This window comes from Providencia rettgeri (assembly GCF_013702265.1).
In the GTDB taxonomy this organism is placed as follows: domain Bacteria; phylum Pseudomonadota; class Gammaproteobacteria; order Enterobacterales; family Enterobacteriaceae; genus Providencia; species Providencia zhijiangensis.
Genome location: NZ_CP059348.1, coordinates 142,301 through 164,465 on the forward strand (window position 1 = coordinate 142,301; position 22,165 = coordinate 164,465).

Below are 22,165 nucleotides of genomic sequence, written 5' to 3' on the forward strand. Positions count from 1 at the left end.
ATTTTGGTTTGGAATTCAAACTAAGTGTGAGGAGGCACCATGAAGCCGTTATCGACAAATCAATCTTCAACAAAGCCATCATCCGCTGAGCCAGTTCGCCTTGATAAATGGCTATGGGTTGCACGTTTTTACAAAACACGTTCAATTGCTCGTGAGATGATTGATGGCGGAAAAGTTCATTATAATGGGCAAAGAAGTAAGCCGGGCAAAATTGTTGAATTGGGTGCGATGATAAAAGTGCGTCAAGGAAATGATGAGCGGATTGTCGAAGTACTAGAGATCAGCAATCAACGTAAAGGCGCACCAGAAGCTCAGCTACTCTACCGTGAAACCGTAGAAAGCCTTGAACAACGCGAAAAGATGGCGATGGCACGTAAGATGAATGCACTCACGATGCCACATCCTGACAGACGTCCCGATAAAAAAGAGCGTCGGACTCTGCTAAAATTTAAACACACGAATTCCCATGAATCGTCTTAATAGACTGCCTGAGTAATAGAGAGAAATTATGGCTAAACAAGACCAACTCCACCGTTTCCTGTTTGAACAGCACGCGGTACGTGGAGAAATGATTACTGTCGATGAGACTTTTCATCATATTCTAGAAAATCATGATTACCCAGAAGCCGTCAAAATGCTGCTGGGCGAACTGCTGGTTGCGACCAGCTTACTGACTGCTACTTTAAAATTTGATGGTGATATTACCGTTCAAATCCAAGGTGATGGCCCAGTTAAGTTAGCCGTGATTAACGGTAATAATTTACAACAAATGCGCGGTGTTGCACGTGTTGATGGCCCTGTTGTTGCGGGAAGTACGTTACAGCAAATGATTGGTAACGGGTTTATTGTCATCACGATTACACCAAAACAAGGTGAGCGTTATCAAGGGATTGTGGCGATTGAAGGCAACAGCATTGAAGAGAGTATTGATGCTTATTTCCGCCAATCTGAACAGTTACCAACCCGTCTGTTTATCCGTGTTAGTGAACAAGATGGAAAAGCGATTGCAGGCGGGATGTTGCTGCAAGTTTTACCGGCAGCAGGAGAGACTAGCCACGAGTTTTTTGATCACTTAGTGCAACTGACCGCGACTATCAAAGGCAAAGAGCTCAGCGAATTAGACGTGAAAGAGGTACTTCATCGTCTGTATCATGAAGAAGATGTCACGCTGTATGACCCACAATCTGTTGAGTTCCGTTGCACTTGTTCACGTGAACGTTGTGAAGCGTCTTTAGCGACATTAACCCATGAAGATGTTATGGATATTTTGCACAAAGATGGGAAAATTGATATGGAGTGTGAATATTGTGGCTCGCACTATGTATTTATTGAATCCGATATCATCGGGTTAAATAATGAGCGAAATCAGCAACTTCACTGATACGATTTAGCAACCTAATTATGTGACGAGGGTGCAATTTTGCACCCTTTTTTTATAATTTTAAAGGATTATAACGTGCTCTAAGTCTCATTATGAATTAAAAAAAATTATACATTTTCAATTCTTTGATAACTATCGCTGTTAATTAGTCGTAAAGATTTATGATCGTCGGCAGAATAGCTATGTTTACCAGGAGCAATATAATGAGCGCTAAAAGCATTACCCTGAAGGATCTCGAAAAGTACGGCATTCATGACGTCGCTGAAGTTGTTTATAACCCAAGTTATGAGCTGTTATTTCAGGAAGAAACCAAGCCAGGTCTTGAAGGTTATGAACGCGGTACCGTCACTACATTAGGTGCTGTTGCTGTTGATACCGGTATTTTTACAGGACGTTCCCCAAAAGATAAATATATCGTTCGCGATGATGTCACCCGTGATACCGTTTGGTGGGCTGACCAAGGTAAAGGTAAAAACGATAACAAACCAATGAGCCAAGAGGTTTGGAGCAGCCTGAAACACTTAGTGACCGAGCAGTTATCAGGCAAACGTTTGTTTGTTGTGGATGCATTCTGTGGTGCGAACGCAGATACTCGTCTGAAAGTCCGTTTTATCACTGAGGTTGCATGGCAAGCTCACTTCGTGAAAAACATGTTCATTCGTCCATCCGATGAAGAGTTAGTGGGTTTTGAACCAGACTTTATCGTGATGAACGGTGCAAAATGCACTAATCCGAATTGGAAAGAACAAGGTCTGAACTCAGAAAACTTTGTTGCTTTCAACTTAACTGAGCGTATGCAGTTAATCGGTGGTTCTTGGTACGGCGGCGAAATGAAGAAAGGGATGTTCTCTATGATGAACTACCTGCTGCCATTAAAAGGCATCGCATCAATGCACTGCTCTGCAAACGTCGGTGAAGAAGGCGACGTTGCGATTTTCTTCGGCCTGTCTGGTACTGGTAAAACCACACTGTCTACCGATCCAAAACGTAAGTTAATTGGTGATGATGAGCACGGTTGGGATGATGACGGCGTATTTAACTTCGAAGGCGGTTGCTACGCGAAGACTATCAACCTGTCTAAAGAAGCTGAGCCAGACATCTATGGCGCAATCAAACGTGATGCGTTATTGGAAAACGTCATGGTATTGGCTGATGGCTCAGTTGATTTCAATGACGGTTCTAAAACTGAGAACACCCGTGTTTCTTACCCTATCTACCACATCGAAAATATCGTAAAACCAGTTTCTAAAGCGGGTCATGCGACAAAAGTTATCTTCCTGACGGCAGATGCATTCGGTGTGTTACCTCCAGTTTCTCGCTTAACGCCAGAACAAACTCAGTACCACTTCTTGTCTGGTTTCACAGCGAAGTTAGCAGGTACAGAGCGTGGCGTAACTGAACCAACTCCAACATTCTCTGCATGTTTCGGTGCGGCGTTCTTATCTCTGCACCCAACGCAATACGCGGAAGTGTTAGTGAAGCGTATGGAAGCGGCTGGCGCGAAAGCATACTTAGTCAATACAGGCTGGAACGGTACGGGCAAACGTATCTCTATTAAAGATACTCGCGCAATCATCGATGCTATCTTAAGTGGCGATATCGAAAAAGCCGATACTATCAAGCTGCCAGTATTTGATTTAGAAGTGCCAACAGCATTACCGGGTGTGGATACCAATATCCTTGACCCACGTAATACTTACGCTGATAAATCTCAGTGGGATGAAAAATCTAAAGACTTAGCGGATCGCTTCGTGAAGAACTTCGATAAGTACACGGATACCCCTGCAGGTGCAGCACTGGTTAAAGCCGGTCCTAAACTGTAATTTCGGGTAGTTCATATAAAAAAAGGCTCTACAACCATTGAAGATAACTTCATGGTGTAGAGCCTTTCCCATTGGTGTTAGCGTTTACTTACCTGAAAAATTATTCCGCAGCAGGCAAGTCAAAAACTAAAATTTCACTGTCTTCATCAGCTTTAATGGTTAACTGATTTTCTTGCCAAATGGCTAAGCCATCGCTAGCCGTCGCTTTCTGCCCGTTAACTTCAATATTGCCTTTAACGACTTGGATCCAAACAACGCGTTTCTCTGCGATGTCGTAGGTGCTTTGCTCATTAGCTGGCAATGCCCAGCGCCATAAGGTCATGTCTTGGTTAACTTTCAGCGAGCCATCGCGTGCATCTGGCGATAACACCAATTGCTTACCACTTGTTGAATCAAAGCGTTTTTGCTCGTAACGTGGTTCGATGCCATTTTTATCTGGAATGATCCAAATTTGGTATAAACGCAGCTCTTTTTCATTACTTGGGTTGTATTCAGAGTGACGAACACCTGTTCCTGCGCTCATGATTTGGAATTCACCTGCTGGTATTTGCTCCATATTGCCCATGCTATCTTTGTGCTCAACTGCACCATCCAGTACGTAGGTCAATATTTCCATGTCTTTATGAGGGTGAGTACCGAACCCTTGTCCCGCAGCGATGTAGTCTTCATTGATGACTCTTAACGCTGAGAAACCCATAAATTTCTCATCATAATAGTTAGCGAACGAGAAAGTGTGCCAACTGTCCAGCCAACCGTGGTTTGCGTGTCCGCGTTCATTTGCTTGGCGTAAATAGATCATTGAGTCATCTCCTTAAAAGCGGATATCCAATTTTCATTGGGCTCTTGCTTAACTTGTTGATGACAGTTTAGCCAAATTGCAGAAAGAGAAAAGTAGGCGGTATTAACCATAGGATCCAAAAAATTTGAATAAGATTCCGAGGTATCACCAAGATGATTTGTGGTATGAAATAGCAAGTTTTAGCAGGGGGGAGATACAGTGTATCAATGGCAAGGCACAGATAAAAAAATAGCCAGCATAAGCTGGCTAAAGTAAACACTGGAAGCAATGTGAGCAATGTCGTACCTCCTACAAGAGACTGACTAAGTTAAGTCGCCTGCGGAAGATGTGATAATGATAATAGTTATCACTATCGTTTGTAAAGGGTTATTTTTAACCAATTTTAGATTTATTTAAACCCAGTGCTCAACTGCCTGATTTGGTTGAAATTAAATAATATCCATTATTTTTCAATGGATTAAATAATTTCATAAAAGGGTGAGCGATTAAGCTTGATGGGGTAAGTTTTCTGCACACGCAGAAGCGGAACTCCACGCCCATTGGAAATTGTATCCCCCTAACCAACCTGTCACGTCCATCACTTCTCCAATAAAATAGAGGCCGGAAGACTTGAGCGATTCCATGGTTTTGGATGAAATTTCATGAGTATCGACGCCGCCAAGAGTCACTTCCGCAGTACGATAACCTTCTGTGCCGTTAGGTTGTACTTGCCAGTTATGTAATACGTCATCGAGAGCATCAATCTGTGCGTGGGTGAGTTGCTTGAGTGGGCAATCGGGAATCTGTCCAAGTTGTTGTAAAACCTCAATTAAGCGTTTAGGCAGCAGTGTCGCTAAGGTATTTTTGAGTGATTGATTAGGGCGCTGTTGTTTCTCATTGGTCAGAAATTCTCCCAATGAAAGCTCTGGAAGTAAGTTAATACTCACATACTCGCCGGGTTGCCAGTAATTCGAAATTTGTAAAATTGCAGGGCCTGATAGTCCCCTGTGGGTGAACAGGATATTTTCTTTAAATAGGACGCCGCTTGCGGATGTGACCGTTGCCGCTACGGAAACCCCAGAGAGGGCTTGCAGCGCTTCAAGTAGAGGCTTGTGTAAGGTAAAGGGAACGAGTGCAGCACGGGTAGGGATGATGCTGTGCCCAAATTGTTCGGCAAGGCGATAGCCAAACGGAGTTGCACCTAAACCCGGCATTGAAAGCCCCCCAGTCGCGACCACCAGTAAGCGAGTACTTACTTGATCCCCATTTACCGTGACAACATATCCGTCATCCGTTTTGTCTACTTGGGTGACTTCACTGCGTAGCTTGATAGTGACATTGGGCTGATCGCACTCACTTTTCAGCATGTCGACGATATCTTGCGCACTATTGTCGCAAAATAGCTGTCCTAAGGTCTTTTCGTGATAAGGGATCTGATATTTACCAACAAGCTCGATAAAATCCCATTGTGTATAGCGAGCAAGTGCTGACTTACAAAAATGAGGGTTAGTTGAGAGATAGTTATTGTGATCGGCGTACATATTAGTGAAATTACAGCGTCCACCACCGGACATCAAAATTTTACGCCCTAATTTTTTACCGTTATCCAGCACAAGGGTATTTAAACCACGCTTACCCGCGAGTGAAGCGCAAAATAACCCGGCCGCGCCTGCACCTAAAATAATAACGTCAATATTTCTCACAATTAGAGCTCTCTATATGTATATGATTTTTATCGTAATTACGATTATTTATGCCGCTATTTTACGCGATTTAACGTAGGTTGTAATGCAGCGGATCATCGAAGAATTAATGAAAAGTATGGTAGACGTATTATAATTAGGAAAAATCGCGAAAAAAGACTATTTCCCCCAGATATTCATAAATTATCATAAAAAAAGTTTCAAAAATTCAGAATAACTTTAATTATGGTAACTAGATGATATTAAAAGGATAGTTTGTATTTGATGATTTTTTGATTGGTATTTAAATCAAAAAAAGGTCAGATTTCGCTTCCACCGCTAGCGTTTGTCACTGATAATGCGCCGCGTTCATGTCCAACCAATAATGGCTTAACGTCTATGCTACATCTTTTTACAGGTTTAGAATTTTACACAGGTCTATTGTTAGTTCTAGCACTGTTATTTGTGCTGTTCTATGAGGCGATTAACGGATTCCATGATACTGCTAACGCGGTCGCAACGGTGATTTACACCCGAGCAATGCGCGCTCAGTTCGCGGTTGTCATGGCCGGGGTATTTAACTTTTTCGGTGTCTTGCTGGGAGGGCTGAGCGTGGCGTATGCCATCGTTCATCTTTTACCAACAGACCTTCTCCTTAACGTGAGCTCTGCTCACGGCCTTGCAATGGTCTTTTCATTGCTACTGGCTGCTATCATCTGGAACCTTGGAACCTGGTATTTAGGTATTCCGGCATCAAGTTCTCACACGCTGATCGGTGCAATTATCGGTGTTGGTTTGACCAATGCGATAGTGACAGATACATCGGTGGTTGATGCGCTGAATATTCCTAAAATGATCAGCATTTTCATGTCCTTAATTCTTTCTCCGGCTATCGGCTTTGTGATTGCTGGGCTGATGATTTTCATGTTACGCCGTTATTGGAGTGGAACGAAAAAACGTCGCCGTATTCACTTAACGCCAGCTGAGCGTGAGAAGAAAGATGGTAAACGTAAACCACCATTTTGGACGCGTACTGCATTGATCCTGTCTGCTGTCGGCGTGAGTTTCTCTCACGGCGCGAACGATGGGCAAAAAGGTATCGGTCTGATTATGCTGGTGTTAATCGGTGTTGCGCCAGCAGGTTTCGTCGTTAACATGAATTCAAACGGTTATGATATCGCGAGAACACATGATGCGGTGGTTCATCTGCAACAATACTATGAAACACATAAACCAGCCTTAAACCACGCAATTGAAAATACGCCTATGATGGCGGAGAACAAGCCAGAAGAAGGCGAGTTCCATTGCGACAGTTCACGTACGCCAATTATCTTAAATCAAGCTCAGAAGATGCTCAGCGGCATTCAGAGCTATGATGAGTTAACACCTGACCAGCGCAACCAAACTCGTCGCCTGTTAATGTGTATCTCCGATACTGCGAATGCCGTGGCGAAGTTACCAGAAACTAGCGCGAAAGATGCGAGCTTACTGAAAAAACTGAGTAATGACCTGCTGTATACTGTTGAGTATGCACCGTTATGGATTATCGTTGCTGTTGCGTTAGCACTGGCACTGGGTACCATGTTCGGTTGGCAGCGTGTTGCGGTGACTATCGGTGAGAAAATCGGTAAGAAAGGTATGACTTACGCACAAGGTGTATCGGCTCAGGTCACTGCGGCGGTCTCTATCGGTGTGGCAAGTTATACAGGTATGCCTGTTTCAACAACCCAAGTTCTCTCTTCTGCGGTAGCGGGTACGATGGTCGTTGATGGCGGTGGTGTTCAGAGCAAGACGATTAAGAGCATTGCGCTTGCATGGCTACTGACGCTTCCTGTTTCCATCATTCTGTCTGGTGTACTGTACTGGATTGCGCTGAAGATTATCTAATTAGCGTTAGATAAGACAAAAGCATTCTAAAATAGTGATGATCGGTTTCCGGTCATCACTATTTTTTTGCCTTGAATAAAGGGAATAACAAATGCGAGGTTAATTGGCTATCACCATATAGACCAAACTCACAACGACTAAAATGCTTAACCGGCTGATCAACATAAACTGCTTGCGAATACGTTCACAACGGAATATCACATCAGGATCGTAGTGCTCAAGGTACTGTTTGGTATTGATATAGCGGACAAGGCGCAATTGCTTGTTCAGCTGGCCGTGAGTCGTGAAAAAGCCATTACCATCAACGGATTGATAAAGTAGAGGATCCGAATCCCTCAGAATAGATAATAAAACGCGAATAGAAGAAAAATAGCGCATCATATTTAAGATGCACAAAATGCAGAGTGCCCAAAATAATGCAATTACACTGAACATAATCCCCTCCTTAGAACGAACCTAAATTGCCCCGTTGTCACTAAAGGAAATACCGCCAAAATATTGCACTAACATCATTTATTTTCATTGTAGGGCATGTCGTTACTTAAACACAATTCATTGCTTAAAAAAAGTGCAGATGGTTCAAATTTTGATTTCAAAAAAGCGGCCATCATGAGCTGTTAATTTACAGATTGTTGATTACACTTACTGGCATTGCGGTAATTCGAATTTTGAACCGATATATATTAATATTGAATGAATGATGTTATTGTTTTATCAAATGTTCTGTCTTTTAATCCTTAAAAATTAATCTGCTAGATGTGATCAAAACGACACTTAGTTATCGCGATTAGCAGGTATAGTATATTCATAAGATATTGGTGAACGTCGTTAACCACCAGTTAAATCAGCATTTGGAAGGAGTTTACTTATGGCTTATAAACATATTCTTGTCGCGGTTGATTTATCACCTGAAAGTAAAGTTTTACTGGATAAAGCAGTTTCTATGGCAAAACCGTACGGAGCCAAAGTCTCTATGATCCATGTTGATGTTAATTACTCGGATCTGTACACCGGCCTTATCGATGTGAATTTAGGTGATATGCAACAACGCATCACTGACGAAACTCGTAATTCACTAAGAGACCTTTCCGCGGGTGCGGGTTATGACATCCAAGAAACCCTTAGCGGTAGCGGTGACTTAGGTCAGGTGTTAGTAGATGCTATCAAAAAATACGACATGGACTTAGTTGTTTGCGGACATCACCAAGATTTCTGGAGCAAGCTGATGTCTTCGGCTCGCCAGTTAATCAATACCGTTCATGTGGATATGCTGATTGTTCCACTGAATGACGAAGAAGAATAATTTCTCATAGATAAATTGAAATATTATTCACTGAAAACGCCTGCTTATGCAGGCGTTTTTTTTGCAGCAAAATAATCGTCTGAAGGGAGTGATTGGCAGGTCAAGCAATTTTTTTTTCAAATGAGTAAAAAAAAACCTTGAATTGAGAATATAAACTAATGATATATTCAATAGGCAAACACAAATCGACCTCACATTTCCTAAAAAAAAAGATAAGAAATAGTGAGGCACCTCACAACAATATCCACATTGAAAAAGGAAGACAAAGATGGCGCAAACACTATCTTCATTCTTGGAGTCTGTCCAAAAAAGAGACCCTTCACAGCCTGAATTCCTACAAGCAGTGCGTGAAGTATTCACTTCTCTTTGGCCTTTCATTGAACAAAATTCAAAATATCGCGATCAAGCACTTCTCGAACGCTTCGTTGAGCCAGAAAGAGTGATCCAGTTCCGCGTGTGTTGGATGGACGATCAAGGCAAGGTACAAGTTAACCGCGCATGGCGTGTTCAATTTAGCTCTGCGATTGGTCCATTCAAAGGCGGCATGCGTTTCCACCCATCCGTTAACTTATCCATCCTGAAATTCTTAGGTTTCGAACAAACCCTCAAAAATGCACTCACAACCTTACCAATGGGCGGTGCAAAAGGCGGTTCTGACTTTGATCCTAAAGGAAAAAGCCATGGTGAAGTGATGCGTTTTTGCCAAGCATTAATGACAGAACTTTATCGCCACTTAGGGGCTGATACTGACGTTCCTGCAGGTGACATCGGGGTGGGCGGTCGTGAAGTTGGCTTTATGACTGGGATGATGAAAAAACTGTCTAATGACACCTCTTGCGTTTTCACCGGTAAAGGTCTGTCATTTGGTGGTAGCTTAATTCGTCCAGAAGCAACCGGTTACGGCCTTGTTTACTTCACTGATGCGATGCTCAAACGCCATGGTTTAGGCTTTGAAGGCATGCGAGTGGCGGTTTCAGGTTCGGGTAACGTTGCTCAGTACACCATTGAAAAATGTATGGAATTAGGTGCAAAAGTCATTACTGCATCCGACTCTAGCGGTACTGTCGTGGATGAAGCCGGTTTCACCCCTGAAAAACTTGCACGCTTAGAAGCTATTAAAAACAACTATGGTCGCGTTGAAGAATACGCGAAAGAGTTTGGTTTAACTTACTTAGCGGGTAAACAACCTTGGGGCGTTCCAGTGGATATCGCACTGCCATGTGCAACACAGAACGAACTGGATGTAGACGCGGCTAAAGTGCTGATCCAAAACGGTGTTAAAGCTGTCGCGGAAGGCGCAAACATGCCAACCACTATTCCTGCAACTGAGCTGTTCCTTGAAGCGGGTGTTCTATTTGCTCCAGGTAAAGCAGCTAATGCTGGCGGTGTTGCAACTTCCGGTCTGGAAATGGCACAAAACGCAGCGCGCTTAAGCTGGAAAGCAGAAAAAGTGGATACGCGTTTACACCACATCATGTTGGACATTCACCACCACTGTGTTGAATTCGGTGGCGAAGCCAAACAAACCAACTACGTCCAAGGCGCGAACATTGCTGGCTTTGTAAAAGTCGCTGACGCTATGTTTGCACAAGGCGTTGTGTAAGGTTTAACTCAAAACGTAAGCGAAAGGGCGGTCGTGCAAGTTTGTCTGTGATAAACCGTACAAACGCCCTTCGCCGTTACGTTTTAATCGCTGTGTTTAATACAGGGATAGATATCGAATCGATGGCTTTTGGTTGTGACTGCTGAAGGTGCTTTTTGCCCCGCAAGCGGTTCGGCGTAATCAGGTCGCTTAACCACAACACGGCGTTTTGCCAGCGCAATGGCTGGTGCCAGTAAAGAATCTGCATCATCATCAGCCCCGACCAATGACTGAAACACCCGCATCTCTTTCTTCACTAATGCACTTTTTTGCCGATGTGGGTACATCGGGTCGAGGTAAATCACGTCCGGCGCTTCAGTAATTTCGGCTAATGCGGTAATACTTGATGCGTGGATCAGTGACATTCGTGATTGTAACCACTCCCCAATTTCAGGGTCTTGATAGCCACGTTGCAAACCATCATCAAGCAGTGCAGCCACCACCGGATGACGCTCTAACATCCGTACTTTACAGCCCAAAGCCGCCAGTACAAAAGCATCTCGCCCTAGGCCTGCAGTCGCATCAATTACATCGGGCAGATACTCTTTTTTGATCCCCACCGCTTTAGCAACCGCCTCACCGCGTCCACCACCAAATTTACGGCGATGCGCCATCGCTCCTGAGACAAAATCCACAAAGATGCCGCCTAATTTTGGCTCATCCATTTTGCGTAATTGCAGGTTTTCGGGGGTTAACACCAACGCCATCAAGGCGTCAGGTGTATGCGTGAGTTGCCATTTTTCAGCGAGTTGATTGAGAGTGCCGATATCGGCACCCTCTTCACAGATCAATTGGATAGCAATCTTATCAGCCATGAATACCGTAGCTCTTCAACATCGCATCTAATTCTGGTTTACGACCACGGAAACGCTCAAACAGTACCATTGGCGCTTCGGAACCCCCGCGACTTAAAATATTGTCGAGGAAGGATTGGCCAGTTTGGCGATTAAAAATGCCTTCTTCAGAGAAGCGAGAGAACGCATCGGCAGCCAACACATCCGCCCATAAATAGCTGTAATAACCCGCCGCGTAACCACCAGCAAAAATATGGCTAAACGCGTGTGGGAAACGTCCCCATTTTGGTGATGGAACCACGGCAACTTTTTCTTTGATGTCGTACAGCGTTGGCATCACTTGCGCACCTTTCGCTGGGTCATACTCTGCGTGTAAGGTAAAATCAAACAGACCAAACTCAAGCTGGCGCAGTACAAACATCGCAGACTGGTAATTTTTCGCGGCTAACATGCTTTGTAGCATGTCGGCTGGAAGTGGTTCGCCAGTTTCATAGTGACCAGAGATAAACTCAAGAGCTTCAGGTTCCCAGCACCAGTTCTCCATAAATTGGCTTGGTAATTCAACGGCATCCCATGGAACCCCATTGATACCCGCTACATCGGCAACATCAATCTGGGTCAGCATATGATGCAGGCCATGACCAAATTCGTGGAACAGGGTGATGACTTCATCGTGGGTAAATAAAGCAGGTTTATCCCCTAGCGGCTTATTAAAGTTGCAGGTTAAATAGGCAACAGGATTTTGCAGCGCACCATCTTTATGGACCATGCGACCCACGCAATCATCCATCCACGCACCGCCGCGTTTATGTTCGCGAGCATATAAATCGAGATAGAAGCTACCGCGCAGGGTATTGGTATCATCATACAGTTCGAAGAAACGGACATCATCGTGCCAAGTTTCAACATCATGGCGCTCTTTCGCCGTTAAACCATAAATACGGTGAACCACTTCAAACAGCCCATTTAATACGCGCTGTTCTGGGAAATAAGGACGTAATTGCTCATCATTAAGTGAGAATTTATGCTGTTTTTGTTTTTCGCTGTAATAGGCTAAATCCCAAGATTCGAGGGTTTCAACACCATAATTTTCTTTTGCGAATGCGGTCAGTTCCGCGAGTTCTTCTTTACCTTGCTGATGAGCGCGGTTAGCCAAATCATTCAGGAAACCTAAAACTTGCTCAGGGGATTCCGCCATTTTGGTGGCGAGAGATTTTTCGGCAAAGTTTTTAAAACCAAGCAGTTGAGCCAGTTCATGGCGTAGCGCCATTAACTCATCGATAAGTTCGCTGTTATCCCATTTACCTGCGTTTGGACCTTGGTCTGAGGCGCGAGTGCTATAGGCATAGCTCATTTCGCGGCGAAGCTCTGCATTATCGGCATAGGTCATGACTGGCAGGTAGCTTGGCATATCTAAAGTCAGTAAATAGCCTTCTTCACCTTTAGACTCCGCCATGGCTTTTGCTGAGGCGATCGCGCTTTCTGGCATGCCTGCCAGTTCGCTTTCATCTTTAATGAGTTTTGACCAACCCATCGTGGAATCTAGGACATTATTACCAAACTTAGAGGCGATCTCCGATAAACGTGCGACGATTTCACCATAACGTTGCTGTTTTTCAGCCGGTAAACCAATACCGGACAGCTCAAAATCACGTAGGGTATTTTCGATAGATTTACGTTGAGCTTGGCTTAATTGATTAAATCCAGCGTCTTCTTTGAGGGATTTATAAGCTTGATACAGTGGCTCATGTTGTCCCATCCATGTACTGAATTCGGACAGTAATGGCAGGCATTGTTCATAAGCTTCACGTAGTTCAGGACTGTTTTTAACAGAATGCAGGTGGCTCACTGGGGACCAAACGCGGGAGAGTTTATCACTCGCTTCTTCTAATGGTTGGCACAGGTTGTCCCAAGTGTAGTGGCTGTTGGCCGCCAAAATATTTTCAACGGTTTGGCGATATTCGCCTAAAACATGTTCAACTGCTGGAAAAATATGTGCAGGTTCAATATGTTCAAAACGGGGCAATGCGGAATTGGCTAATAATGAGTTTGTCATAAAAAACATCCTTGAATGCAGGCTTGCGCTCGGGAGCCAAGGCTTACTGTGCTGACAATGAAAGTGTTGGCGGGGTGATTTTGAAATCAGAGCGCCGTATGTAGACATGAATTAGTATATGGGGGCAATTGTGCAAACCTCAATATCACATTTGTGCTTTTTGTTATCAGTTTTTGAGAATGGCGCGGCATTATTGGCATGCATCAATAATTTGAATGGTTGTTCTTACAATACCTTGGAAAATAAATAATTCAGTTTATAATCGAACACCTACCAAATAGAGGAAGATCGTCGTCTCCGGTGAGGCGGCTGGATTTCAAATCCAGTTGGGGCTGCCAGCAGTCCCGGGCAGGTTCGACTCCTGTGATCTTCCGCCACTTTTTCTCCCTCTATTTTTGTACCAATACCATTTTTTGTAGTTTGTCTTAATCTATAAAGGTTGGTAGGCATTCACTCCCCTTTTTGGGCTCGGGGTTTAGCGATACAGACATTCAGCTCTAAAATGGCGCTTGCTAACCATCTTATCTTTGTGTGCAACATAGTATATTGTTGGTTTTGGACCTTTCTCAGACTATTCAAACGGAGACAATTTGATGAGCGATAATCTTCCTGACGCGCCACTGGATGAATTTGTTTTATTCCGAAGTGAAGATGGTCAGACTCATGTCGAATGCCGTTTTGAATCTGATACGCTGTGGTTGTCTCAGTCTGCGATTTGTGAGCTTTATGGTAAAGCAAAAGCTACGATTAGTGAGCATATCAGCAATATCTTTGCTGAAGGGGAGCTGGTCGAAAATGCAGTTGTTCGGTTTACCGGACAACTGCGGATGATAGAAAGCAGTACAATGTAAAATACTTCAACCTTTCAATGATCTTCGCCATTGGTTACCGCGTCCGCTCTGTTCGCGGCACTCAATTTCGTTAATGAACTACGCGCTTTCCAATAAAGAAACCGCGCATTTTTCAATCTAGGCAAAACACCAACTAAGGCAGTTTTTCCAACTAAAAATCAGTCTTAGAAAAACCCGTCATAGCATCCAGCTCCATTTCTCGACCTAATGCTGTCATTGGGTGGACAATAACGAGGCCTCGTACAGATTTCTTCAGCTTGCCCATATCCGCTTGCTCTTTCTTAGTGATAGGTCGCTTGAATGGCATATCCATCAATTTTTGTGCTTCTTTGCTTAGCTTTTTGTTACGCGTTTCTTTCAGACGAGCGATTTCAACTTCCAGTGTCGCTTTTTCTTTTTCGAGTTCAGCGTATTTTTCCGCTTGGGTGGACAGCTGCATACTTGCCATTTGGTGACGAATAAGGTCTAAGCGGTCGCTAAGCGTTTTAATTTGTGTTTTTTCAGTTTCTTTCATCATTAATTAACCGTGAATAAATTTCCTGCCGGCAAGTATACATCATTCTGGATTAGAGGGGGAAAGGGATACTATTTGCTGATTATCTTATCTTTGAGTTCAACATAGTACTTGAGTTCAACATAGTATATGGTGAGTTTTGAACTTTTCTCAGACAGTTCAAACAAAGGCAAGTGGGCTATAGCGAAAATGGTCACTCAGCCTGTTTAGGGATAACCCAATGAAATATAAAATTATCAACAAAGACCAAATTATTGGGACGAGCGAACTTGAAAGAAGCGACCCGCCAATGGGATTTGTTTTTGGTGAATTAGAACCAACACCATTTTATAAACCCAACATCAGCACTATGGGCTGTAAACTATATTGTTGTGAAACAGATGAGCGCTGTGAAACTCATGAAGAGATTCTTTGCGAATTCATCACTATTAACGATCACTCAGATGAATTTGGCGAGCAGTGTATCGAGGTAACGGTTTTAGTTGAGTCAGCAGAAGAGTTCGAGAAATTTTTTAAGCATCATCTAGACGCTTATGAAAAACAATTTATCTCAGAAGAGTAGTGGAGAATGAACATAACCATCTCTTTAGATACAATTTAAAGAGATGGTTAATTTTTAAAGGGAAAGAAAATAATTTAAATGATGATCAGCCGTTTTAGTTATTATTTAGAATAATCACTGTTTGACCCGAAAACTCACCTGGTTCATTTCCAACATTGGTTACATCAGCAGAAAATACAATTGGGGTTGTTGAATTAACAATGCCAGACCATTCGGTTGCTTCTGGGTTACTTCCTACCTTCATTCTTACCTTCGCGTTGATGGTACTGCTAGATACTCCTTTTAAAGCAATATTACCCTCTGGGTTTTCTTTTACCATGGTCACTTTGATTGAAGAGGTACTAGGGCAAGTTAACATTGCATTTTCTGTTGTTCCGTAAGCAGGCTTGCCAATACCCACAGAGCCAAGGTTGATTTCTAAATTACCTACAATCTCACAAGAGGGCGCCACAGAATCTATGGTTGTACAATAACTCTGTCCTGTAGATGCTTGGGTCATTTGGGAAAACCTATAAGCTAACCCCCCACTTGTAGTAAAATCGGTTTTAGCATTAATAAATCGTTCTTGTACGCATAACTCGATTGAATCGCCAGGGGTAAATCCTTGCTTAGGGTGAAGATAATGATAGGGAGTATAGGTGTCATTTGTAGCATTTGCGGGTGCAGTATCACCAACGTGGGCAGAACATAGCACGGACAACCATCTCTCCTCTGTGGATGTTTGTGCATTCGCTTTTCCGAATAATTCCCCGCTGGCATAAACGATATCACCAACGCTTGTGCCGTTAACTGCGGATGGCTGGTTGTCGGGTAACAGCGCTCGTCCTGTTCGTTTATTTGTAATAGACTTAACGATTGCAACGCCTGTACATCCAACATAAGGCGAATGTAACAGTTGCTCAGTACAACGTCCAAATTCTGTATTAGAGTGACTATTTAGGCGGGCACAATAGTTGTTCGGTAGAATGGGGGGGGGCACGGGTCCGATAAATCCACCCACAACACTGAATGATGTTACATCTGGAAACATACTATTTTGTGTATAAGCCAAGTTAATCTGTGCATGCCCAACTCTTGCTATTGCCATTAATCCAATAAAAAGAAAACAAGCTAATATATTAGCGAGTGAGATATTATTTTTTATATTCATAAATACTCTTCAGTAAAAATTTTCGTGAGAAGAATGACGAAAATTATAATGTAATCATGCTTCACTCATACCCTAAGGTATAAGTCATGGTTGCCACAAAATAGCCCGGAGTAATGGATTGACTCGCGACAGACTCACTATCGCCTTGTACATAGGCGCGGAGTTTTATTGTGGTTGCCCCCTCTTTTATTGCCTGAGAAGGATAAGGCTGTGCTGGATTAATCGGTAACAGCACTCCACTTATGGTTTCAATGCCAATGGCGGCACCAGACGCTTCACTTATCGGATCAAATTTTAATAACCCTTGTTCGTTGCTATTGCCTGTAAAAGAGGCGGTTATCCAATTACCAAGGGAGGTATCACAATCCTTCAATTCAAACTCAAATTGCACACCACTCGTTCGCTCATGCAAATACAATTGTTTGGAGTTGACTTCCCCCATTTCCACTAAAAAATTTTCAAACTTAGGCTCAATCGTGCAGGGCAACGCAATCAATGTCCCGCTGTACTGAATTTCATTGCTATTCGCAGCATGAGCGCCTAACGAAAAAGCGCTGAGCATAAATACCGCGGTACTTAGTAAGGATAAGCGCCGCACTTTTCTGTGTTGTTTTTTCATGGATAGTTCAGCTCCATGCTAGCGGTTGCTGTGAAATCACCTTCATATAACGTTGATGCTGGGCTTGTATCTTTTACGGTGACAGCATAGAACTGTAAATCTTTAGAATCGTTGCTCGACATATTTACGGGTAATCCTGTATTTGGCGGAACCACTTTCCCGTCTTGATATAATCGAATGCCTAACCCAAGCGGGCTAGCTTGCAATGCATTTTCATCAAATGGGGCAATCATTCCTCGGTATTCGAGATAGACTGCCACGGCATTCCCGAGACCAGCCCCGCAACTTAGGGTTATCGTGAAATCTTGTCGATAGTTCACGCCATTAATTTTGGTGATACCGACATCGCCAAATGGCACTCTAATGGGTTGATTGACTCCATCGGGCCCCGAAACATCACAAGGCGGGTTTTGAATTAAATTCGCAGTGAAGTTAACTTCAACAGCCGATACCGCCACAGACATCAAACCGCTTAATGTCAAAACTAGTGCTTTGAGCTTCATTACTGATACTCCACGCTTAAAGTCGCGATGGCGGTCATTTGTTCATCGTTAATACCACCCGTGCCACTCGCGATTGGAATCACACTCAATCGAGGGCGTGCGTTGTAATTAAATGGATGCCATGCGCCGATATTCAGGTTGCGGCTGTCCGCTTTTAAGGCTAACCCTAAGTTATCAACGGATGTCTTTAATACGTTAGCCCCTTGACCTGCCATCTGGGTTCCATCAAATTTCAGTTTTAACGCGGGATTATTGGCGGCATCTGTACAATCGAGCTGATAGGGGATCTCGGTTTCATATTGTTGCCCATCAATTTTTTTGATAATAAGATCCCCCATATTGACGGTGATAGGCTGGTTACGCCCTCCGTTGCCATATATATCGCAAGTTTTTTCTACAACGGTGACTTTAACGGTTAGGGTGTACATATCAGCCATTGCCAGATTAGAAAACAAACCGAATAGGGACAGAAACAGTCCAGAAATAATGTGCTTGGTCATGTTACTTCCCCCGCTAGTCATACAGCATTTCGAAGGCAATCAGCGCGGAATATGCACCCGGCTGTAACTGCCCTGTTTTGATTGGCGTGACATAATAAGTCAGCTTACTTTGCCCTGATGGTAGCAACCGAGGGTCACTGTCTAATCCGAGTGGCAGTAACGAGCCGTTGGGTGTTGTGATAGCTAATCCCAATCCCTCCGCGCCATTGACCTGAGCAACATTAGGAGTTGATTGCGTACTCTTAGCGAGAAAGCGAATTTTGACCGCCGGTTGGCTGCTACTCCAAGCTGTCATACCCGTTTGTACATTACTTAGCTGAGTTTGTGTTTCTAAACAATTTTCGAGTTCAATCTGAAATGAAATGGGAGTACCTTTTCCATTTCGCAGCAATGTACCCACATCCAAATTACCCATTTCGATGGATTGATAACTTGAAGTCATCGCAAGTTGGCATGGGCTTTCGGTTAGCGAACCGGTGACATAGACCACGCCATGTTGTCCATCAACGTTCCAGTTATTGACGGGTTGACCGAAATTGTTGTGATTGTCAGCTGCCATGCTCGATACACTGACGGTACAGCTCAATAAAGCAACAAAGAAGCCGTATTGAAAAAATGTTTTTTTTGGTAAGTCAGTCATTCGTATTCCTTACGTGTTATCAATATAAGCCCCGCTAATTCAGGGCTTACTTGGTGCTATTTGCTTTTATTATCTGAGATAATCTGGCAGCTGGTGGCTTGGCAGTTAAATGTCAAATTAGGGCGACCACCGTAATCGTTGATGTAAGTCAGCACGGGGCTATTACCTAACTTATTAACACTGCCCCCTAAATCGTGTTGTCCAAAGGGTGGCACCATAACGGGAATAAAATCGCTGCCATCAGATGCTTTTCCACTCGCCGCTGCATTGATGATCGTGACGTAATACGGCGTCGGGTTTTTCACGATAAAACGGTCGCCTTGCTTATCTAAGGTTAACTTTTCTTGCCACGGTGTACTGTTTTGCTCAGGAATGATTGCCTGAGGGCGATAAAACAGTTTCACGCGTGTTTGCAGTGCAATTTGCAGTGAATTTGGTTTATTCGTTTTTGGCGGAATTTCTCGCAAATTAAAATAGAACAATGACTCACGATCTTGCGGTAGCGTATTGATAGCGGGCAGAGCTTCAATTTTGACTTGGCTCGATTTACCAGGCTCTAAACGCTGAACAGGCGGTAATACAACTAATGGAGACTGAATTTTTTGACCGTCTGTATTTTCAAGCCAACCTTGGGCTAAATATGGCAACTGATTGTTGTTGTTTGAGATATTCAGCGAAATAGATTTTTGTCCGCCATTAAAAATGATCCGTGTTCTGTCCATTGAGACGGCGGAATACGCGGTGTGGCTAAATATCGCAAGGCTAATGAAGCCGAGGGTTGTACGCCAAAGTGTTGTTAATTTCATAATTTTTACCTTCTATCTTTACGTGCTCTTTTAAGTCACGTTTTTTCTTGTTAATTCAAATTGTTATGTGGATTTTTAGCCACATGTTTAATCAGCTAGTTTTTTGCTACCGCCATTGATTCTGGTAGCGGGACTGGAATACAGGGAAGAAGTAGCGAATCCTGTAAAGAGTCCAATTGCTTTGGAAACGTTATCTGGCAAGCTTGCTCTTCACCCCAAGTCACGTTCATGACACTTTGAGGATTAATGCCGCTGATATAGGCGTTTCCTGCATCATTGACAATCCCAGTCTCTTGTTTCTTGCTATTGCGTATTTGAGCGCCAAACGGCGGATAGCTGCCATCGGGAAGTCGCAGTACTGTCATCGCTTTTTGCCCTGAAACCACGTCAAAGTGGCGATACCCTACAGCGCCTTCGGTGAGTGTGGCCTGTACGACGGATTGCTGCGCATCGACATCGTCAGGTAGCGAATTTAAATCAATCTGCGCTTTATTCCGGTAGTAACTACCCACATCACTCACCACCGCTTTACCGAATAGATTTGTGGTAATTGGGGCGCCGATCCCTTTGATGGGAACACCCGCAACACCATCGGTATCCACTAACATTCGTGTTCCACCTAATGTACTAACTCGATGAAGTCCGCCACCTTCGGTGGTTAACGTCATTCCACCACTGGCGGATAGACCAAGCGCACTATATTGGTTATGCATGTAGTTCACATTTGCCGTTAAACGCGCGGTATCTGCTTGATGGGTGACAAAGGCGCTCCCCGTACTTCCTTTTTTGCTGCTACCTGCGCTCAACTGGTAGGTGGTTCTATCATCGATGCGGTCGTAATAGGTCGCTCGGTTCGTCGTGTCGTAGCGGCTGCTATTTAACGAATACCCTACGTTGGCTCCGTGGCTTAGAGGGAATGAAGTCGATAGATAGATGCTGTCATCCTTCACGCCGTTATAAGTGGTGCGGTTTGCCGATACGTTCACACTGATGTTTTTTAGTGAGCCAATATCCATATACTTCGAAAACATCACGCTGTAGTAATCGTTATCTGGTCTGTCCCAATAAGTTTGATGGTTATAGTTCAGGTATAACGACATGCCTAAATCACCAAAATTTTTATTCACTGAGACGGTGTAAAGCTCTTTATTTCCGCCATAACGCTCACCCGTTTGCAGTGCATTTAAGAAATCAGACATCGACATAAAGTCGCGTTCTGAAAACCGATAACCCGCAAATTGGATCGTGCTATCAAGGGACTCGAATGTTTTTGAGTAATTAATACGGTATGAACCGCCAGTTAAGCTCCCTGTATTAGGTAAGCGGGAAAAAGATTGCGTGATATCGAAAGATAAAGCCCCAAATGCCAGTAAATCACGCCCAATACCCAGTGAAACGGCATTGTAGTTTTTACTGTTCAGGCTGCCGCCAAATAGCGACCATCCGTTGTTAATACCCCATGAAAACTCACCCGTCACAAAGGTATCGCCTTCGCTGTGACGTTGGTAATTCGTGGGCTGACCTAACGCAAGTTTGTATTGCATTTGTCCTGGGCGTGTTAAATATGGCAAATTTGCTGTATCTATTTGAAATTCTTGCGTTGTTCCATCTTGTTCTTTAACAGTGACATCTAAGGTTCCACTCACTGCATCACTTAAGTTTTGGATGCGAAAAGGCCCCGGAGCGACTTGAGTTTCATACAGCACTCGCCCTTGCTGGCTAACAATGACGGTGGCATTGGTGTTTGCAATTCCCGTCACTTCAGGCGCATAGCCTCGTAAATTAGGAGGCAGCATATTTAATTCCGAGCGTACGCTGGCACCAATAAAACGGAATGAATCAAAAATATTAGAGCTAAGGTAATCCTCCCCTAAGACTAATTTGGCTGCGAGTGATGGCAGTGCGCGATAGGCATAAAATCGATTCCATTCAAAATCTTTACTTGTCGAGTTGTTTGAGCCCGTTGTACGGTTAACGTGTCCTTGCCAATCAGCACGAAATCGCCAAGCACCGAAATTCATTCCTACAATACCGTTGCCATTCAAGGTGTAGTTATCGCTACTCTTGGTGTGGGACTTATTGGCATTTGCATTAATGTTGTAGTCGAGCATCAACGCAGAAATACCTTCATCCCAACGTGATGGTGGATCCCAATTGGGTGCGGTGTACTCAAGGTAAGCCTGTGGAAGACTGACATAAATTGATGAGTTCGCCAGTTCACCACGAATTTGCATACCGGGTAAGCTACTTGCTGCAAGGCATTGACCGTCATGCCACCATGTCAGCGATTTTTTTGCTGATGAGGTTAAACCAAGTTGTTCGACGATTTCTGGCGACAAACAAGCATCACTTTCTTGCGGGTCATTTTCAGCGGTATAGAACGGAACAACCACATCTGACAAATGCTCACCATTGACTTTCAAAGCGAAAGAATATGTGCCGGGCATAATGTATCCCGCACGAGAAAACTGTTCTAAGTTGATGTTATTTTTATCTTCTAGATCGAGAACATCCGTGTTGAACTCGATTGCCTCTGCTGCCCATAACGGCGTTGATATACCACTTAATGAAAAAATAATGGCGGCACCTAAGCTACTCAGGCGAAAAAATACAGGTCGTGATAAAGACATAAATAACATCCCTAGAAATCCAGCTCAGGAAAAATAAAGGCTAA

General features: G+C 43.6%; 20 protein-coding genes, 1 tRNA gene and 1 pseudogene. 9 read left to right on the forward strand and 13 right to left on the reverse strand.

Annotated features, from left to right (window positions below):
* Positions 1-39: 39 nt before the first annotated feature.
* From hslR to pckA, 3 genes are all read left to right on the forward strand, one after another.
* Positions 40-480, forward strand: a complete 441-nt coding sequence (hslR, locus tag H0913_RS00615; RefSeq protein ID WP_154637861.1) for a ribosome-associated heat shock protein Hsp15 — start codon at positions 40-42, stop codon at positions 478-480.
* Between the two features lie 28 nt (positions 481-508).
* Positions 509-1,381: an Hsp33 family molecular chaperone HslO gene (gene hslO / locus H0913_RS00620; RefSeq protein ID WP_154602145.1), complete on the forward strand. Its 873-nt coding sequence runs from the start codon at positions 509-511 to the stop codon at positions 1,379-1,381.
* A gap of 203 nt (positions 1,382-1,584) precedes the next feature.
* A complete protein-coding gene (pckA, locus tag H0913_RS00625) occupies positions 1,585-3,204 on the forward strand; it encodes a phosphoenolpyruvate carboxykinase (ATP) (RefSeq protein WP_154602146.1) in 1,620 nt (539 codons plus the stop codon).
* A gap of 100 nt (positions 3,205-3,304) precedes the next feature.
* On the opposite strand, the gene H0913_RS00630 is transcribed toward pckA, so the two are convergent.
* Together H0913_RS00630 and H0913_RS00635 are read right to left on the reverse strand one after the other, a co-directional pair.
* A complete protein-coding gene (locus tag H0913_RS00630; RefSeq protein WP_154602147.1) occupies positions 3,305-4,003 on the reverse strand; it encodes a pirin family protein in 699 nt (232 codons plus the stop codon).
* Between the two features lie 485 nt (positions 4,004-4,488).
* Complete coding sequence (locus H0913_RS00635; RefSeq protein ID WP_181477786.1) at positions 4,489-5,685, reverse strand: NAD(P)/FAD-dependent oxidoreductase; 1,197 nt, start codon at positions 5,683-5,685, stop codon at positions 4,489-4,491.
* Positions 5,686-6,063: 378 nt separating this feature from the next.
* Between H0913_RS00635 and pitA the strand changes: the two genes are divergently transcribed.
* Complete coding sequence (pitA, locus tag H0913_RS00640) at positions 6,064-7,551, forward strand: inorganic phosphate transporter PitA (RefSeq protein WP_036950148.1); 1,488 nt, start codon at positions 6,064-6,066, stop codon at positions 7,549-7,551.
* Positions 7,552-7,650: 99 nt separating this feature from the next.
* On the opposite strand, the gene uspB is transcribed toward pitA, so the two are convergent.
* Positions 7,651-7,986, reverse strand: a complete 336-nt coding sequence (gene uspB / locus H0913_RS00645) for a universal stress protein UspB (protein ID WP_036950083.1) — start codon at positions 7,984-7,986, stop codon at positions 7,651-7,653.
* A gap of 433 nt (positions 7,987-8,419) precedes the next feature.
* Between uspB and uspA the strand changes: the two genes are divergently transcribed.
* On the forward strand, positions 8,420-8,854 hold the full coding sequence (uspA, locus tag H0913_RS00650) for a universal stress protein UspA (RefSeq protein ID WP_036950081.1): 435 nt from the start codon (positions 8,420-8,422) through the stop codon (positions 8,852-8,854).
* 268 nt (positions 8,855-9,122) lie between these two features.
* Positions 9,123-10,457 carry an NADP-specific glutamate dehydrogenase gene (gene gdhA, locus H0913_RS00655; protein ID WP_132497181.1) on the forward strand — a complete coding sequence of 445 codons (1,335 nt, stop codon included), beginning with the start codon at positions 9,123-9,125 and terminating at the stop codon, positions 10,455-10,457.
* Between the two features lie 83 nt (positions 10,458-10,540).
* Here the strand turns inward: gdhA and rsmJ are convergent, their stop codons facing one another.
* Together rsmJ and prlC are read right to left on the reverse strand one after the other, a co-directional pair.
* Complete coding sequence (gene rsmJ, locus H0913_RS00660) at positions 10,541-11,311, reverse strand: 16S rRNA (guanine(1516)-N(2))-methyltransferase RsmJ (RefSeq protein ID WP_181477787.1); 771 nt, start codon at positions 11,309-11,311, stop codon at positions 10,541-10,543.
* Positions 11,304-13,346: an oligopeptidase A gene (gene prlC / locus H0913_RS00665; RefSeq protein WP_181477788.1), complete on the reverse strand. Its 2,043-nt coding sequence runs from the start codon at positions 13,344-13,346 to the stop codon at positions 11,304-11,306. Before prlC ends, rsmJ begins: the two co-directional genes overlap by 8 nt.
* Before the next feature lie 282 nt (positions 13,347-13,628).
* Between prlC and H0913_RS00670 the strand changes: the two genes are divergently transcribed.
* Positions 13,629-13,723 (forward strand) — tRNA-Sec (locus H0913_RS00670).
* Positions 13,724-13,939: 216 nt separating this feature from the next.
* Positions 13,940-14,268, forward strand: a pseudogene (rhuM, locus tag H0913_RS00675) (RhuM family protein); the annotation flags it as partial.
* Between the two features lie 80 nt (positions 14,269-14,348).
* Here the strand turns inward: rhuM and H0913_RS00680 are convergent.
* On the reverse strand, positions 14,349-14,711 hold the full coding sequence (locus tag H0913_RS00680) for a YibL family ribosome-associated protein (RefSeq protein WP_132497203.1): 363 nt from the start codon (positions 14,709-14,711) through the stop codon (positions 14,349-14,351).
* A 220-nt stretch (positions 14,712-14,931) separates the two neighbouring features.
* Between H0913_RS00680 and H0913_RS00685 the strand changes: the two genes are divergently transcribed.
* A complete protein-coding gene (locus H0913_RS00685; protein WP_181477789.1) occupies positions 14,932-15,273 on the forward strand; it encodes a hypothetical protein in 342 nt (113 codons plus the stop codon).
* A 94-nt stretch (positions 15,274-15,367) separates the two neighbouring features.
* Here H0913_RS00685 and H0913_RS00690 read toward each other — a convergent pair whose 3' ends face one another.
* From H0913_RS00690 to H0913_RS00720, 7 genes are all read right to left on the reverse strand, one after another.
* Positions 15,368-16,423 (reverse strand): hypothetical protein, encoded by a 1,056-nt coding sequence (locus H0913_RS00690; RefSeq protein WP_154637855.1) that lies wholly within the window; start codon positions 16,421-16,423, stop codon positions 15,368-15,370.
* A 61-nt stretch (positions 16,424-16,484) separates the two neighbouring features.
* A complete protein-coding gene (locus H0913_RS00695) occupies positions 16,485-17,042 on the reverse strand; it encodes a fimbrial protein (RefSeq protein WP_154637854.1) in 558 nt (185 codons plus the stop codon).
* Positions 17,039-17,545, reverse strand: coding sequence for a fimbrial protein (locus H0913_RS00700; RefSeq protein ID WP_181477790.1), 507 nt, complete (start codon positions 17,543-17,545; stop codon positions 17,039-17,041). Before H0913_RS00700 ends, H0913_RS00695 begins: the two co-directional genes overlap by 4 nt.
* Positions 17,545-18,045, reverse strand: coding sequence for a fimbrial protein (locus H0913_RS00705; protein WP_232368806.1), 501 nt, complete (start codon positions 18,043-18,045; stop codon positions 17,545-17,547). Before H0913_RS00705 ends, H0913_RS00700 begins: the two co-directional genes overlap by 1 nt.
* A gap of 13 nt (positions 18,046-18,058) precedes the next feature.
* Positions 18,059-18,685 carry a fimbrial protein gene (locus H0913_RS00710; RefSeq protein WP_232368807.1) on the reverse strand — a complete coding sequence of 209 codons (627 nt, stop codon included), beginning with the start codon at positions 18,683-18,685 and terminating at the stop codon, positions 18,059-18,061.
* A gap of 56 nt (positions 18,686-18,741) precedes the next feature.
* Positions 18,742-19,491 (reverse strand): fimbria/pilus periplasmic chaperone, encoded by a 750-nt coding sequence (locus tag H0913_RS00715; protein WP_154637851.1) that lies wholly within the window; start codon positions 19,489-19,491, stop codon positions 18,742-18,744.
* Between the two features lie 95 nt (positions 19,492-19,586).
* The gene (locus tag H0913_RS00720) at positions 19,587-22,121 is read right to left on the reverse strand and encodes an outer membrane usher protein (RefSeq protein WP_181477791.1); all 2,535 of its coding nucleotides are present in this window, start codon (positions 22,119-22,121) and stop codon (positions 19,587-19,589) included.
* Positions 22,122-22,165 lie beyond the last annotated feature (44 nt).